We start from the raw sequence: 15,310 nt of genomic DNA, 5'->3' as shown, positions 1-15,310 counted from the left end.
CGTACTCCTGGCGTTCGTCGAGGGTTGGGCGAAGCGGGCCGGACCGAGAATCTGACGGATCGTCAGTTCTGGTTCTTGGCTTCCTCGTCGGCGTTCTTCAGCATCTCGGAGGTCTTCTGACCCTTGGTTCCGGCGCCCTCGACCTGGTCGCGCACCTTCTTGAACAGGTCGTCGAGATCGGCGGTCGGCCCGTCCACGTTCTTGTGGTACTCCTTGCCGATGTCGTCGTTGCCCGCCGAGCTCTTGTTGAACTCGTTGATCTCGTCGGTCCACCGGCGGACTTCCTCGATGGTGTCCGAGAGCGGGCCGAACTTGGCGAACTTGTCCTTCAGGTCCGCCATCGCGGTCAGCTGGGGCTTAGCCACGGAACTCCTCCTGCCGGTCGCGCTTGCGGCGGTCCGCCGCGGCGGCCTCGTCGGCGTAGCCGGGCCGCATGTCCCGCAGCGGCGCGAAGAGGTCGTCGAGTTCGGTCCCGCCGGTCATCGAGGCCCGCAGGGCCTCGCCCAGGCCGCTGAACGCGCCCATGGTCTCCGCGACCCGCTCGCCGATGTCGGCCCGCGCGGTGTTCAGCACGTCGGCCAGGACCTGCCCCAGCTGGGCCGGTGCCATCGACCGGTACGCGGTGGTGTGGAAGACCAGGGACACCACCTGCCCCTGCGCCCCGACCGTCGCGGTGACCATCCGGTCCTTGGACGTCACCGAGGCGGTGGCCGCCTGCAACTCCTTGGCGGCCACCGCCATCTTGGCCTGCTGCTCCTCCAGAGCGGCCATGGCCTGTTCGATCTGCTCGGCGTACGACAACGCCTTCACCCGCACTTCCGTCTCGTCCCGAATCCCGATGACGCGTCCCGGGCCTACGGGGGTGAGGCCCGGGACGCGCCGGCTCGTGGGGTCGTACGGTTCTCTCTACGGATGGGCGGGGTCCTGCGGTTCGACCGCCGACGCGAATCGCCCGGTCAGCGGCCGATGACGCCCGTCACGGCGCCCGAGTCGGTGCCCCAGACCTCCTCGTCCTCGGCCAGCCAGGTGGTGCGCTGCCGTTCCTTCTCCCCCTGACCGCCCGCGCCCGCGCCGGCACCGGCGCCCATAGGCGGCATCATGGGGCCGCCGCCACCGGTGGTGGAGACCCCCCGGCCCATCAGCTGGGCCTCCTCGCCGGCCAGCCCGGCCGCTGACGCCCGCTCGGCCGCCATGGTGCGGGAGGCCATGGCCTCCTCGGCGGCCGTCGCCCCCTTGTCGATGCCCAGGGCGGAGGCCAGGCGGTCGCTGACGCCGATGCGCGGCGGCCCCTGAGCGGCGATGCCGCCCATGGTCTTGGGGCCGGAGCCCTGGCCGCTGAAGGGCTCGCCGAACAGGTCGGTGCCGCTCTTGAGGGAGCTCGAACCGCCGGAACCGCCGAAGGAGATTCCGCCGCCGCCGAGCGAGCTCGGCAGGCCGGTCCAGCTGCTGCCGCTGCCGCCGCTGCCACCTCCCCCACCGACGACGAGCCCGCCGCCCCGCCCGGAGAGCGCGTGCTCCTCGTCGGACAGCAGCTGCTCGAACTGCGAGACGGGCCGACCGCTCGCGGTGCGGACGGTGCCGTCCGCGTCGATCTTGTCGTCCTTGCGGAGCACCACCGGGTTGCCGTTGGAGTCCTTCAGCAGGTTGCCCTCGGGGGTGGTGACCGTGCCGTCGTCGTTGATCTTCGAGCCCGGCGGCACCTTGAACGGCGTATTGGACGTCGACCCGCCCGAACCGCCCGAGCCGCCCGAGCCGCCCGACCCCGTGGTCGGCTGGCCCACGACGGTGCCCACCGGCACGTGCCGGGGCTTGCCGTCGGGGCCGAGCAGCGGCTTGCCGTCGGGGCCGATGAGTTCGCCCTTGCCGTTGACCGTCGTCCCCGGCGGGACGTACATCGGCTTGCCGTCCTTGTCGAGGACCGGCTTGCCGTTCTTGTCGAGCAGCGGCGCCTGGCCGTTGCCTCCGCCGATCCCCCCGATGCCACCGATTCCGCCGATGCCACCGGTCCCGGTGCCGCCGCCCTTGCCACCGCCCCCGCCGCCGATCCCGCCGGGCTTCGGCGGCGGGGGCGGCGCGATGCCCGGCGGCGGAGCACCGGCGCCGCCCTTCGGCGGGCCCTTGGTGTCGTCCTTCGGGCCGTCAGGACCGCCGGGCCCCTTGTCGGGGCCGTCCTTCGGGGGGTCCACCTTGTCCGGCGCCAGGTCCATGCCCGGGGCCGCGAACGACATCAGGACCCTGGCCGCGGCCTCGTAGGCGGTCGCCAGGGCGGTCCCGGCGTCGGTGGCCGCCTTGTCGAGCACCCTGACGACCTCGTCCGTCCACTGCTTGGTCGCCGCGTTGTTCAGGACCGTGGCGAAGGCGGCGACCGACGCGGTTCCGGTGGAACCGCTCGTCATGGTCGTAGAGCCGCCGGTGACCGTGGCCTCGTACGAATCCCCTGAGGCGTCGTTCGTCGGGTAGCGGGTCGCCGTCAGCTTCTGGACTTCCTGCGTGAACGCGTAGTGGATGCACAGGTCCGGCCAGGCGTACGTGGCGTGCTTGTCCGGGTCGTCGTTCTTCTTGTACGCCCACGAGCCCGTGGGGTCCGTCAAGGCGCTGTACCCGCGCCAGGGGTTGTACCCGTTGTTGTACATGTCCTGCTGGACCTTGACCAGCGCATCGCCTGCCGCCTTCAGCTTGTCGGCGATGCTGCTGCCCGCGGCCGGCGCGGGGGCGTCGTCCTTGAACGCGTCGAGGTCGCCGCTGAGTCGGTAGTGCAGCGTCTTGAACTCGTTCTGCAGCCCGACCAGGACCTCCTTGAACCGGCCGGCCGCACTGCCCTGGAAATCGCTGCCCGCGCCGTCCACGGACTCGGCCCACTGGTGGATCTTCGCCCGGTTGTCCGCGAAGAACGTGTCCACCAGGGCGAGGATCCGCGCCGCCTCGGTCAGCGTCTTGTAGTTCGTGTTGTCGTTCCCCGGGCCCCCCTGGAAGATGGCCCCGCCGAGGATCTCTCCGGGGTCGGTATGGAACAGGTTCAGCACGCTCCCCGTCTTACCGGAGGGCTTGTCGTCGAAGAAGGGCCAGTTGTAGGTCACACCCAGGATCGTGGTGAACGCGGTGGTGGCGTTGCCGTCACCGTAGTCCCACTCCGCCCACATGTCGTAGCCGGCGTTGTGGGTGGACAGGCCGTCCTTCTTCTTGCGCAGGTTGTTGTTGTACCGGGAGTCCGTCACCAGCTCCTGCCCGGTGATCCACGGCTGCCCCGTGACGTCCCCCCGCTTCACGATGGCGCTGTGGTCCGACCCCGCGAACGCCTCCAGCATCTGTTCCCAGGTGTACGTGACCTTGGGCGGCTCTGTCTTGGGCGGCTCGTCCGCCATGGTTTCCTCCGAACGCGGTGACACGGGTCAGGACATCGGTGTGCCGTCGGATCGGGCGGCCCCACAACCGTCCGATCCGACGACGGCCCTCACTTGGGCGGGGCGGGAGCTCCGGTGACTCCGCCGAGAACGTCCTTGAGGACGTCCATCATCTGGGCCTCCGTCAGGGCTTCACCGTCTCCGAGGTGAAGCTTCTCCCGCGCCTTGATCAGGTCGAGCACGATCTTGTCGACGTCGCCCCGGATGGCCTCGATCGATTCGCCCACGCTCTTGGAGAAGGCGTCGAAGTTGGCCTTCAAGGCCTTCGTCGCGGGGAACGATTCCCGCCCCGGCTTCAGGGCCGGCACCTCGCTCCAGGACGTCTTCTGGCCGTTGACGTCCTGCTCGAAGGCGTTCAGGTCCTTCACGAAGGTCTCAAGACCCTCGACCGTCACCTTGATCGTCGATTCACCCATGGTCGCGTGCCCCCGCCCGGACTAGAACTGCTTGCCGGCGTTGTAGTCCGATTCGATCATGATGTCGTGCATCTTGGTGAGCGTGCCCGCCGCGCCCTCGATGTCCTCGTCCATCTTCGACTCGTTGGCCGCGACGACCCGGGAGAGCTCCTCGAAGGCGGTGGCGGCGACACCCTGGAAGTGCCCGCCGTCGATCACGCCCCTCAGCTTGCCCATGAGCTCGTCCAGGTTGCTGCGCATCAGGTTGCCGGCCTGCCGGAGCTCGGCCGCCGACTGCTCGACCGTCTCGTGGTGGAGCTGGATGTTTCCGAAGTCCATCGGTTCGCTTTCCCTAGTCTTCCTGCTCTTCCGACGCGCCCTCAGGCGCCCTGGAGCCCGTTGTAGATGCCGTCCGCGGCGTGTGCCCGGGCGTCGTCCTCGGCCTGGGTGAGGATCTGGTTGGCGCCCTGGGTGGACTGGACGAAGTGCTCGAAGGCACCGATGACCTGCTGGTAGCGCTGCATCCAGTCGTCGACCCTCGACTGGAACATGCTGCTCGCCCCGGAGATGTAGCCGGCGGCGAGCTCCTCCTTGATCCGCTCGACCGTGCGGCCGGCGGTCACCATGTTCTCGATCTGCTGCTCCAGGCTCGAAAGAACCTGGCGGATCGCCTCGTCTTCCTTCGTCAACATGGACGGTGTGCCCACGGCATGCTCCCTTCCCTGCACGAGCGGGGGCGCGACTGCGACCCCGCACACGTTCCTGACCGACTCAACGGGCCCGCGAGACCGGGTGGTTCAGCTGCACGGGGCCGAACCGGGCGCGGCGGCCGCGGCGGCGGCCGTCGAGGCGGCCGTCGGCGTGGCGGCGGCCCCGTCGGCCACCGCCGCCGGGTCGAGGAGCGGCCCGGCGGGGAGCAGCCCGACCACCGGGGCGGGCACCGAGACCGGCGTGGCGCCCCCGTAGCCGAGCTGTTTGGCGACGGCCGTCGAGGGCAGCGGGTACCGCACCCCGGCCTCGGTGACCAGGTACTCGGTGCTGCCCGTGCCCGCGCCGGAGACCGCCTTGACCAGGGCCCCGCGCCCGGGCCGGACGGAGATCCGGTCGGCCACCGCGCAGGTGCCGCCCGCCGCACCCGACGGGACCGTCGGCGGGCGGCCGGTGTCCGCCGCGGCCGCGTCCAGGAGGGTGATCGCGGTGACCGGGGAGCCGGCGCCGGTGTGCAGGTCGGCGCAGACCCCCTCGCCGTGCAGCGGGGTGACCAGGGTCGGCGGCGTCTCGGGCAGTCCCGTGGCCGGGGCCCCGCCCGGCGCGGTGTGGGCGGCCAGGTCGACCGGGCCGATCAGCGCGGGCGCCGGGGCGTTGTTCGCGTACGCCTCCTTCTGGGTGCGCGGATCGCCGCGCAGCAGCTCGTACAGGGTCGCGGTGAGCGGGACCAGGCCGTCCTTGGTGAGCAGGTAGTGCGCACCGCCGGCGACGTCGAAGAGCTGGCCGATGCGGGTCGGCTTCCCGGAGAGCACCGGGCCGTCGCCGCCGCGCCCGGGGACGGCGGGGGAGGCGAGGTCCGGGCCGGCGGGCAGCGCGTTCAGCACCCCGGCCGGGACGGGGAAGGGCGTCGCCCCGCCGTAGCCGAGCGCCTGCAGGGCCTGGTTGGCGGTGTCGACGCGCAGTCGCTGGCCCTGCCAGAGCAGGTGCACCGTCCCGTCCGGGAGGGAGACCAGCACGGCCTGGCCCGGGGTCAGCGCCTTGCCCTCCTTGACCGGGTCCATCATCAGGCCCAGCCGGGGCGCGGGGGCGCCGGTCGGGCCGGGCTGGACGGTCCCGCACACCAGCCAGGTGCCGCCCGCGAGTTCGGCGGCCGGCGGCAGCCCGTCGGGGGCGCCGACGATCCCGACCGGCCCGCCGCGCGGCGCGTCCGCGAGCGATTCCCGGCCGACCTGGGCCACCGCCATCTGGTCGCCGGCCACCAGCCGGGCGCTGGTGTCGTTCAGCACCGGGTGCAGCTGCCCGCCCACGAACAGGTAGCGGGCACCCGTCTCCTTCACCACCACGAGCGTGCCGGGCTTGGCCCATCCAGCGTCGCCGCCGGGCTTGATGACCCCGTACACCACGACGCCGAGCCCGATCAGGACCGCCACGGCGAGTCCGGTCGTGGTGCCCCGGGTGGTCCGCCCGGTAGGGGTGTCCGGCGCGTCGGGCTCGGCCCGCAGCATGCCGGAGGCCAGCCTGCTCATCACGAACAGGTGGGCCTGCACCTGGTCGCGTCGGGACTGCATCCAGTTCCTCCCGGGTCTCCGGGCGCGCCGCTTCCGCGCCCCCACCCCGGTGCTACGGCCCGAAGGGGCGTGGGAGTTCACCCGGCCTCGTCGACCGCGGTTCTCCGTGGCGCGGCGTCAAGTCAAGTTGTCTGTACAGCTCCGGGCCCCTTGGCGGCCATCGGATCGTCATCGAACTCCCCGGCCCCGGTCACCTCGGTCCCTTAGAACATGGCTGGTCCGGGTCGAACCGATGGTCCGGCGCCCGTCAGCGAGGAGCCCCACCCGATGAGTCCGATGCCCGAACTGTCGCGCCGCAGCCTGCTCGGCGGCGCGGCGGCGGCCGCCGTGCTGTCCGCCCTCCCGATCAGCGTCCAGCAGGCGCTCGCCGCGCCGGCCAAGCCCGGGCGGCTGGCGGACATCCAGCACGTCGTGGTGCTGATGCAGGAGAACCGCGCGTTCGACCACTACTTCGGCACCCTGGCGGGCGTCCGCGGCTTCGGCGACCGGACGGCGGTGCGCGGGGTCAACGGGCGCTCGGTGTTCCACCAGCCCGACCCGGGCCGCAAGGAGGGCTACCTGCTGCCCTTCGCGATGAACGCCGCGCACACCAGCGCCTACCAGCAGGGCGCGCCCGCCTTCGGCTTCGTCGACTCCATGAAGGCCTGGAACGACGGCCTCGCCGACGGCTCGGTCACCCGCCGCTCCGGCGGCTGGCTCGGCCAGGGCTACTACGAGAGCGCCGACATGCCCTTCTACCACGCGCTCGCCTCGGTGTTCACCACCTGCGACGCCTACTACGCGTCCGTCCAGTGCAACACCAACACCAACCGCGACCACCTGATGACCGGGACCAGCGGCGGCACCGTCCGGGACACCCCGGTGACCGACAACACCGAGATCCCCGGCGGCTACGAGTGGACCACCTACGCCGAGCGCCTGGAGCGGGCCGGCGTCAGCTGGAAGACCTACCAGGCGCTGGACAACTTCGACGACAACGCGCTCGCCTGGTTCACCCCCTTCGTCAAGGCCAAGCCCGGCGAGCCGCTGTACGAGCGCGGCATGCGGGCCGTCGGCGACCCGGCGAAGAAGAGCGACCCGTTCGCGATGGGTGACGCGCTGGTCGACGCCTTCGCCGCCGACGTCCAGGCCGACCAGCTGCCGCAGGTCTCCTGGATCGTCGCCCCCGCCGCGCTCTCCGAGCACGCCAACTACGCGCCGCCGAACGGCGAGCACCTCACCGCCCGGCTGCTCGCCGCCCTGGCGGCGAAGCCCGAGGTGTGGCAGAAGACCGTCTTCATCCTCAACTACGACGAGCACGGCGGCTTCTTCGACCACCAGCTGCCGCCCGTCCCGCCGCTGGCCGCCGGGCGCGGCAAGTCGACCGTGCCGGTGGACGGCGAGGTCGTCGTCCGCGTCAGCAAGGGCTCCTCCACCTACCACCGGGTCGTCAGCCAGGACGGCAGGTACCGGGTCAAGGCCGCCGACGGCTCGCTCACCTGGTCCGACACCCTGCCGGCCGGGGAGACCCTGGTCTCCGGCCCGTACCCGATGGGCCTGGGCGTGCGGGTGCCGATGGTCGTGGTCTCGCCGTGGACCCGCGGCGGGGTCGTCGACTCCACCGTCTACGACCACACCTCGGTGCTGCGCTTCCTGGAGCAGCGCTTCGGCGTCCAGGAGTCCAACATCAGCCCGTGGCGGCGCGCCGTCTGCGGCGACCTCACCAACGTCTTCGACTTCTCCGGCCGCAACCCGGCCTGGCCGCAGCTGCCCGACACCAGCGGGAACCGGCAGAAGGTGGTCGACACCGGCAAGCTCCCCGCCCCCACCGTGCCCAGCCCGCAGGCCTTCCCGCAGCAGCAGCGCGGCACCCGCTCCGCCCGCCCCGCACCCTACGACCTGCTGGTCAAGCCCCGGCTGAAGGGCGGCGAGCTCACCCTCGACCTGGTCAACCAGGGCCGCCAGGGCGCGGTGTTCGCCGTCTACCCGGCGACGGGCGGCGCGCCCCGGCACTACACCGTCGGCGCGAAGAGCCGGCTCTCCGACGCCTGGACGGTCGGCCCGGAGGGCTACGACCTGCGCGTCCACGGCCCCAACGGCGCGCTGTGGCACCTGCGCGGCGACGCCGCCGCCACGTACGAGGTGTCGCTGTCGGAGGAGCGGAACGGCAAGGTCCTCGAAGTCGACGTGATCAACCGCTCGCGCACCGCCCAGACCTTCCTGGTCGGCGACCTCGCCTACGGTGACGGGCTGCGCGAGGTGCGGGTCGCGGCCGGCGACGACCGGACCGTCAACATCGCGGTGCGGCCCGAAGGCTGGTACGACGTCGCGGTGGCCGTCCGCGGGGACCTCACCTTCCGCCGTCGGATCGCCGGCCGCTTCCCCTGGGACGACCGGACGGTCACCGACCCGGCCCTGGGCCTGGCCGACCCGCTCGCCGTGGACGTCGCCCTCGGGGCCGCCTCCACCACCATCGACGAACCCGTCCTGCTGCCCGGCCGCCCGGCCCGGGTCTCGGCCGTCCTCACCGCCACCGCCGCGCTCACCGCCGTCGAGGCGCAGCCGGTCGTCCCGCCGGGCTGGACGGTCACCGCCGTCACCGCGCCGCCCGCCTCACTCGCCGCCGGCGCCACCGCCACCGCCGTCTGGGAGGTCACCCCGCCCGCCCAGCTGCCGGACGGCGCCACCCACCGGATCCTGGTCACCGCCCGGGCCCTGGCCGGGGACCGCTTCGCGATCGCCGACGGCGAACTCGCCGCCCGCCCCGCCCCCGTGATGGCCGGCCACCTGCTGGGCGAGGACTTCGAGTCGCTGGCCGGCGCGCTCCAGCCGCAGGACGGCGTGCTCGGCTGGACGGCCCGGGCGCCGCAGGGCTGGTCGGTGGTCAACGCCCCCGGCATGCCACAGGGCACCGTCCGCCTCCAGGGCTGGACCTTCCACACCAAGCGGGAGTGGTCCACCCCGGCCGGGCAGGACCGCGGCAACTTCACCCGCGGCCTGGGCGTCCTCGCCGTCGCCGACCCGGACGACTGGGACGACACCGGTTCCCCCTCCCGCAAGGGCGTCTTCGACTCCACGCTCGTCTCCCCCGCCGTCCGCCTCCCGGCCGGCGCCGACACCCTGTACCTGGCCTTCGACTCGCACTACCGGCAGGAGGCCCCGCAGAAGGCCTCCGTCACCGCCGTGTTCGACAACGGCACGGAGACCCGCCTGGTCTTCTACAGCGCCGACGCCACCGGCAACGACAACGCTGGCAAGGACGTCCAGAACACCCTCGTCACCCGCCGCCTCACCGTCCCGGCCGGGGCGCAGGCGGTGACGCTGAAGTTCCGGATGTACGACGCGGGCAACAACTGGTACTGGGCGGTCGACCACATCCGCCTGGACAGCCGGCCGATCGCGGGCTGACCGGCCGCAGCCCGCCTGAGCGGCCGGGCCGCACCGAGCACCTGCTCAGCGCGGCCCGGTCGCTCAGGCCGGGCCCGAAGCGGAGCCCGAGGAGCCGCCGGAGGCCCCGGCGCCCCCGGCGGCCTCGGGCTGCTGCTGGGTGGCGCAGTGGATGCCGCCACCGCCGGCGGCGATGGCGTCGATGCTCACCGGGACGACCTCGCGCCCGGGGTGGAGGTCGGCCAGCACGCCCGCCGCCCGGTCGTCGGAGGCCTTGTCCCCGAACCGGGGCATGATCACGGCCCCGTTGACGACGTAGTAGTTGAGGTAGGTGGCCAGGAAGTCCTTGCCCCGGTCCGGCTGCCCGCTGAGGTCGGGTTCGACGAGTTCCACGATCCGCGGCTTGCGGCCCCTGGCGTCGGTGGTGGAGCCGAGCACCTGCAAGGCCTGGTCGGAGGCGCGGGACCAGATGTCCGGCGGGGTGCCGGGGCCCGGGCGGTGGATGACGACCACGCCCGGCTCGGCGAACCGGGCCAGGGCGTCGATGTGGCAGTCGGTGATGTCCTGCCCGGCCACGCCGGCGAACCAGATGACCTTCTGGACGCCGAACAGGTCCTTCAGGGCCCCCTCGATCTGGTCGCGGCTCGTGCCCGGGTTGCGGTTCGAGTTGACCCACGAGCTCTCGGTGGCCATCAGAGTGCCCTCGCCGTCGACCTCGATCGCGCCGCCCTCGCCGGTGATCGGCGCCTGGATGCGCCGGATCCCGTAGTGGTCGAGGAGGTTCCGGGCGACCCGGGTGTCGTTGTCGTGGGTCTGCTTGCCGCCCCAGCCGTTGAAGTTGAGGTCGACGCCGGCCAGTCCGCCCGGGCCGGTGACGAAGGTCGGGCCGGTGTCGCGGGCCCACAGGTCGTCCACCGCCAGGTCGAGGACCTCGACGCCGGAGCCGCACAGTTGCCGGGCCGCGGCGCTCTGGTCCGGGCGGGCCATCAGCACGACCGGCTCGAACCGGGCGACGGCCTGCGCGAGGTGCGCGATGTCCTGGCGGACGGCGGGCAGTTGCTCGCCCCACACCTCGGCGAGGGCCGGCCAGGCCATGAACGTCCTGGTGTGGGGGTGCCATTCGGCCGGCATGGCGTACGACGCCGCGGCGCTCGCGGCTCCGCCCGTGCCCGTGCCGGCGGCCGTGGTCGGCTCGTCCTTCGGGGACGAGGCCCCCGACGAACCGCAGCCTTCCACCATCGCGACCACGGCCACGGCCGCCCCGGAGCGCAGCACGGCCCGGCGGGACAGGGCGGGTTCTCTCATGGCAGGTCCCCTCGTCGACACGGATTCCATCCCGAAACGGGCGATATCCGACAGTAGGGGCGGCCGCAGGGTCCACCGGCGAGCCCGCGCGGTGCCGATCGGGCGAATCGGACCAGCCCGGTCCTGCGGCCTCCCGGACCGACCGACGCGGGGAACGCTCCGGCGGGGTGGGGGTGCGGGGCCGCACGGGCGGGGTGGGGCCGCCAGGCCCTGGGGGCACGCCCTAAGGCAGCGGTTCCTGCATCGTGGAGCAGTGGATGCCGCCACCCCCGGCCATCAGGCGGTCGACGTCGAGCTGGACGACCTCGCGCCCGGGGAAGGCCTCCGCGAGGGTGCGCCGGGCGGCCTCGTCCTTGGACGCGTCGCCGAACTGGGCGGCGATCACGCCCCCGTTGACGACGTGGAAGTTCAGGTACGAGTCGACGAACTTCGCGTCGCGCGAGCGGACGGTGTCGGGGCCGTCCACCCGGATCACCTGGAGCCGACGGCCCCTGGCATCGGTGGCCCGGGAGAGGATGTCGAACTGCTCGCGGGCGTCCCGGGCCCAGACGTCGTGGCGGTCCGCCGGGGGCAGTTGCACCAGGACGACGCCCGGCCGGACGAACCGGGAGGTGACGTCGATGTGGTCGTCGGTGATGTCCTTGCCCTTGATCCCGGGGACCCAGATCATCTTGTCCGCGCCGTACACCTCCAGGACAGCCTCCTCGATCTCGTCCCGGCTCATGCCCCGGTTGCGGTTCTTGTTGACCAGGCTGCTCTCGGTGGCCATCAGGGTGCCGTCGCCGTCGGTCTCGACCGAGCCGCCCTCGCCGACGAACTCCGCGTAGGAGAAGGGGAGTCGGAGCATCTCGGCGATGCCGCGCGCGACCTCGGCGTCGTCGCGGTGGGTCTGCTTGCCGCCCCAGCCGTTGAAGTTGAGGCCGACGGCGTCGAGCCGCCCGTAGCCGTCGCGCCGGAACACCGGGGCGGTGTCCCGCATCCAGAGGTCATCGGTGGGGACGGCGTCCGTCACGGTGACGGCGGATCCGCACAGGGACCGGGCCTCCCGGACGCTGTAGTCGTCCGGGGCGCACAGGACCACCGGCTCGAATCGGGCGATGGTCCGGGCGATGAGCGCGATGTCCTGCTGGACACCCACCAGCTGCCGGCCCCAGACGGACTTGCGGGACGGCCAGGACATCCAGGTGCGGGCGTGCGGGACGTCGTCGCGGTCCACCCACCACTGCGGAAGCCCGGCCTCGCCGGCGTACGGCAGCCCGTGCTCCGCCTGGTGTTGGGGCGGGGGCGGCGGCGGGGCCCCGAAGAGGCGGTCGAACAGGGAGCGGTTGTCACCGTGGGTGTTGCTCATGACGATCTCCAAATCAAGTATTGCCCACCGAGTGACCGGTGGCCCCGCAGCCGCAACTCTGACATTGACTGAATTTTCAGTCAAGCTCCAGATCATGGAACTGCCCAGCCGACCCCGACACGGGAAAAGGCCCGACACGGGAAAAGGCCCGGCCCGGAAAGGGACCCGGCACGCGAGAAGGCCCCGGGCCGCCTCGCCCGGGGCCGGAACGCGACGCGCGCTACCCGCGCAGTCGCTCCACTTCGGCCTCGATCGCGCCGGCCATCAGCTCGCGCGCGTGCGCCACCGGCAGGCTGCCGCTGAGCCAACGGACGCTCAGCCCCTCCAGCAGCGCGGTCAGCCGCTCGGCCGAGGCCGCCAGGGCGGCGGCCCCGTTCATCGGCCGCACCTGTCCGAGCAGCTCCGCGACCTCCTGGACCCAGACGAGGGTGGCCCGGGCCAGGTCCTCCCGCAGCTCGGGGTCGAACACCGCACTCGCCCGCAGCTCGCCCCAGGCCGTGCTGTTCTCCCGCACCTCGGGGGTGTCCTGGAGCTCCAGCAGCAGCGTCTGCTCCAGCTCGCCCCAAGCATCCAGCGGCGGCGCGTCCGCCGCGCGCTCCGTCGTGTAGCGCTCGGCCCGGTCGTTGATGAACTCCAGCGTCGCGCGGAGGATCCCCGCGCGGTCCTTGAAGTGGTAGTAGATCAGCGCGGTGGACACACCCGCCTCCGCCGCCAGCTCCTCCACGCGCAGCCCGCGGACGCCGCGCCGGGCGATGACCCGCGCAGCCGCTTCCATGATCAAGGTTCGACGGTCAGCCACAAGGAATCACCTTACCCGGAGGGGGCACCGACCGACCGGAGGACCCCATTCCTGACTGAAATCCCAGTCGGGGTATGATCCGGTGCGCTTCACGACGCCGGCGTCCACCCGGGCCCCGGCCCGCCCGCCCGCCCGCCGCACCCTCGCCTTGCCCCGCCCCGCCTTGCCCCCCGCTCCGCCACTCCCCCGTCCCACCCGCACGACCCGCTGGGAGCCAGCATGACCGCAGAGCCCTTCGGCGCCCCGTCGCCCACGGCGTTCCAGGCGCTGTCCCCGGACGACCCCCGCGAGGTCGGCGGCTACCGCCTCTGCGCGCGGCTCGGCGCGGGCGGCATGGGCCTCGTCTACCTGGCCTACACCCCCGGCGGGCGGCCGGTCGCGCTCAAGGTCGTCCGGCCCGAACTCGCCGAGGACCCCGAGTTCCGGCACCGCTTCGCCCAGGAGGTCGCCAGCGCCCGGCGCATCCACGGCCTCTACACCGCCCAGGTGGTCGACGCGGGCACCGACGCCGCCACTCCCTGGCTGGCCACCACCTTCGTGCCCGGCCCCTCCCTCCAGCAGGTCGTCCAGCACTACGGACCGCTGCCCGAACGGAGCGTCCTGCTGCTCCTCGCTGGCATCGCCGAGGCCCTCCAGGCGATCCACGCGGCGGGCGTCGTCCACCGCGACCTCAAGCCCGGCAACGTCCTCGTCGCCGCCGACGGCCCCCGCGTCATCGACTTCGGCATCGCCCGGGCCGCCGACGCCAGCCCGCTCACCGGCACCGGTCTGCGGATCGGCTCGCCCGGCTTCATGGCCCCCGAACAGGCCCTCGGCCTGTCCGCCGCCCCGGCCACCGACGTCTTCGCGGTGGGCGCCCTGATCGCCTACGTCGGCTCCGGCACTCCCCCCTTCGGCGACGGGCCCGAGCCCGCCTCGCTGTACCGGGCGGTGCACGAGGAGCCCGACCTCTCCCAGCTGCCGCCCGGACTGCACGCACTGGTCCGGCTCTGCCTGGCCAAGCGCCCCGAGGACCGGCCGGGCACCGCCCAGCTGATCGAGGCCGCCCGCCGGCACCCCGCCACCGGCGGCGAACTCCGCTTCTCCGACGACTGGCTACCCCAGCGGGTCAGCAGCGCGATCCGCCGCCACAGCGACCTGCCGACCACGCCCGGCGCACCCGCCCCGCCCGCCACCGCCCTCTCCCCGGCCCGGGCCGCGGCCGACGCCCCGACCACGCTCGGCCTCCCCGCCCCGCCGCCCACCCGGCTGCAACCGGCCCCCGACAGACCCGAGCCCGCCGCCCCGGCCCGCCGGCACACCCGCACCCGCACCGTGCTCCTGACCACCGCCGCCCTCCTCGTCGGCGCCGCGGCCGCGTTCGTCCTGCTCGACCCCGAGTACCTCGACGACCTCGACGACCTCGACGACCAGAACGTCGCCGCCGGCCTCGCCCCGTCCGCCGGCGCCGCCACCACCGCCCCGGCCCCCGGCCAGGCCACCACCACCGCCGCCGCCGCCGCCGCCACGACGGCCACCGGGTACACCGCCGTCCACACCAACCTCGAACTCACCTCCCCCGACCCCACCTACGAGTTCGACCTCAAGGCCGGGAAGGTCACCGCGCAGGACGCCTCCACCTGGTACCTGGGCCGCCACGCCGGCGAGTTCTCCATCCCCGAGGACAGCGACGCCTACGTCGCGCCGACCGGCCGGCTCACCCTCCCCGACTGCGTCAAGGGCGTCGAGACCCAGCCGGTCTCCTCCCTGCCCTTCAACGCCCTGCGCACCGACCGCAGCTTCTGCGTCCGCGCCCAGGGTGGCCAGGACATCGCCATCGTCCGCATCCTCGCCACGGCCGACGACGGCCCGGTCCGGATCTCGCTCACCTCCTACCACCGCTCCGCCTGACGCGGCGCCACCCCGGGCGGACGGCCTGGACGACGAGCAGCTGCGGCGACCGATGACCCCGTCGGGGACGAACCTGCTGGGCCTGGTCAAGCACCTGGGGGGTGCCGAGCTGGGCTGGTTCTGCGAGGCGTTCGGCCGCGGGACGGGGCCCCTGCCCTTCGACCTGGAGGCCGGCGAGACCTCCGACATGAGGGTGGAGCCGCACGAGTCCACCGAGGACGTCCTGGCGTTCTACGCCCGCGCCCGCGCCGCCGCCGACCAGGTGATCGGCGAGCTCGACCTCGACGACCTGGGCAAGGCCTGGTTCGGCGACGCCGTGTCGCTGCGCTGGGTGCTCATCCACATGGTGACGGAGACCACGCGGCACGCGGGCCACATGGACATCCTGCGCGAACTCCTCGACGGCGCGGCCGGCGACCACAACCTGGGCTGAGCCGGGCAGGAGCCGCACCCGCGCCATCCCGCGCTGTCTCCGGTGAACGCCTGACGTGCCCGCCCGGCGCCTTCACACTGGTGGTGAAAGACGCAGG

13 protein-coding genes are annotated in these 15,310 nt (G+C 73.0%); 3 read left to right on the top strand and 10 right to left on the bottom strand.

The features are described from left to right. Positions 1-62: 62 nt before the first annotated feature. The 7 genes from ACIPLC_RS10655 to eccB all read right to left on the bottom strand — a co-directional run bounded on the left by ACIPLC_RS10655 (position 63) and on the right by eccB (position 6,072). Positions 63-365, bottom strand: a complete 303-nt coding sequence (locus ACIPLC_RS10655) for a hypothetical protein (protein ID WP_363587577.1) — start codon at positions 363-365, stop codon at positions 63-65. Continuing rightward, entirely contained in the window at positions 358-810 is a 453-nt protein-coding gene (locus ACIPLC_RS10650; protein ID WP_363587575.1) for a YbaB/EbfC family nucleoid-associated protein, read from the bottom strand. The genes ACIPLC_RS10655 and ACIPLC_RS10650 overlap by 8 nt, the downstream gene beginning before the upstream one ends. Before the next feature lie 146 nt (positions 811-956). Further along, on the bottom strand, positions 957-3,362 hold the full coding sequence (locus ACIPLC_RS10645; RefSeq protein WP_400472582.1) for a hypothetical protein: 2,406 nt from the start codon (positions 3,360-3,362) through the stop codon (positions 957-959). An 89-nt stretch (positions 3,363-3,451) separates the two neighbouring features. Next, the gene (locus ACIPLC_RS10640; RefSeq protein ID WP_363587571.1) at positions 3,452-3,817 is read right to left on the bottom strand and encodes a hypothetical protein; all 366 of its coding nucleotides are present in this window, start codon (positions 3,815-3,817) and stop codon (positions 3,452-3,454) included. Between the two features lie 21 nt (positions 3,818-3,838). After that, entirely contained in the window at positions 3,839-4,135 is a 297-nt protein-coding gene (locus ACIPLC_RS10635) for a hypothetical protein (RefSeq protein ID WP_363587569.1), read from the bottom strand. A gap of 41 nt (positions 4,136-4,176) precedes the next feature. Continuing rightward, positions 4,177-4,488 (bottom strand): hypothetical protein, encoded by a 312-nt coding sequence (locus ACIPLC_RS10630; protein ID WP_400472581.1) that lies wholly within the window; start codon positions 4,486-4,488, stop codon positions 4,177-4,179. A gap of 105 nt (positions 4,489-4,593) precedes the next feature. After that, complete coding sequence (gene eccB / locus ACIPLC_RS10625; protein ID WP_400472580.1) at positions 4,594-6,072, bottom strand: type VII secretion protein EccB; 1,479 nt, start codon at positions 6,070-6,072, stop codon at positions 4,594-4,596. Between the two features lie 267 nt (positions 6,073-6,339). Here eccB and ACIPLC_RS10620 point away from each other — a divergent pair, with 267 nt between their 5' ends. Further along, complete coding sequence (locus ACIPLC_RS10620) at positions 6,340-9,459, top strand: phosphocholine-specific phospholipase C (protein WP_400472579.1); 3,120 nt, start codon at positions 6,340-6,342, stop codon at positions 9,457-9,459. Positions 9,460-9,522: 63 nt separating this feature from the next. On the opposite strand, the gene ACIPLC_RS10615 is transcribed toward ACIPLC_RS10620, so the two are convergent. The 3 genes from ACIPLC_RS10615 to ACIPLC_RS10605 all read right to left on the bottom strand — a co-directional run bounded on the left by ACIPLC_RS10615 (position 9,523) and on the right by ACIPLC_RS10605 (position 12,890). Further along, the gene (locus ACIPLC_RS10615) at positions 9,523-10,743 is read right to left on the bottom strand and encodes an agmatine deiminase family protein (RefSeq protein WP_400472578.1); all 1,221 of its coding nucleotides are present in this window, start codon (positions 10,741-10,743) and stop codon (positions 9,523-9,525) included. Positions 10,744-10,966: 223 nt separating this feature from the next. Then, the gene (locus tag ACIPLC_RS10610; protein ID WP_400472577.1) at positions 10,967-12,091 is read right to left on the bottom strand and encodes an agmatine/peptidylarginine deiminase; all 1,125 of its coding nucleotides are present in this window, start codon (positions 12,089-12,091) and stop codon (positions 10,967-10,969) included. A 220-nt stretch (positions 12,092-12,311) separates the two neighbouring features. Beyond that, complete coding sequence (locus ACIPLC_RS10605; RefSeq protein ID WP_400472576.1) at positions 12,312-12,890, bottom strand: TetR/AcrR family transcriptional regulator; 579 nt, start codon at positions 12,888-12,890, stop codon at positions 12,312-12,314. Positions 12,891-13,109: 219 nt separating this feature from the next. On the opposite strand from ACIPLC_RS10605, the gene ACIPLC_RS10600 reads away from it, so the two are divergent. Continuing rightward, a complete protein-coding gene (locus tag ACIPLC_RS10600; protein WP_400472575.1) occupies positions 13,110-14,780 on the top strand; it encodes a serine/threonine-protein kinase in 1,671 nt (556 codons plus the stop codon). Then, positions 14,689-15,213 (top strand): DinB family protein, encoded by a 525-nt coding sequence (locus ACIPLC_RS10595; protein ID WP_400472574.1) that lies wholly within the window; start codon positions 14,689-14,691, stop codon positions 15,211-15,213. Before ACIPLC_RS10600 ends, ACIPLC_RS10595 begins: the two co-directional genes overlap by 92 nt. The last annotated feature ends 97 nt before the right edge of the window (positions 15,214-15,310 follow it).

The organism is Kitasatospora sp. NPDC086801 (assembly GCF_044745805.1).
Lineage (GTDB): Bacteria > Actinomycetota > Actinomycetes > Streptomycetales > Streptomycetaceae > Kitasatospora.
The sequence above is the reverse complement of the archived record's forward strand: the minus strand, read 5'-3'. Positions and strand labels throughout refer to the sequence as shown.